Origin of the sequence: Streptomyces durhamensis, assembly GCF_000725475.1 — a bacterium.
Taxonomy (GTDB): domain Bacteria; phylum Actinomycetota; class Actinomycetes; order Streptomycetales; family Streptomycetaceae; genus Streptomyces; species Streptomyces filipinensis.
In genome coordinates, this window is the sequence record NZ_JNXR01000139.1 from 1 (window position 1) to 374 (window position 374).

Here is a 374-nt window from a genome sequence, read left to right on the forward strand (position 1 = left end):
GAATGCCAGCAGGTTGGCGACGTGTTGGCCACGGGCGGTGCGGTTGGCCTCCGGCAGTTCGTACGCTTTCGCCCGGTATACCCGGCCCTTGGTGGTGAAGAACAGGATCCAGTCGTGCGTGGAGCACACGAAGAAGTGCCGGACGATGTCGTCCTGCTTGAGACCGGCACCCTGCACGCCTTTACCGCCGCGCTTCTGGCTGCGGTAGAGGTCGGTCTTCGTCCGCTTCGCGTAGCCGGTTTCGGTGATGGTGACCACCACGTCTTCGCGGGCGATGAGGTCCTCGTCGGACACATCTCCATCTGCGGCAATGATTTTCGTGCGTCGCTCGTCGGCGAACTTCTCGACGATCTCGGCCAGCTCGTCGCGCACGA

General features: G+C 63.4%; 1 protein-coding gene. It reads right to left on the reverse strand.

Going from position 1 to position 374, the window contains the following annotated elements; all coding sequences use genetic code 11:
• On the reverse strand, positions 1 to 374 hold a 374-nt coding region (locus IO33_RS45395; RefSeq protein ID WP_280921967.1), incomplete at both ends, for a DNA gyrase C-terminal beta-propeller domain-containing protein.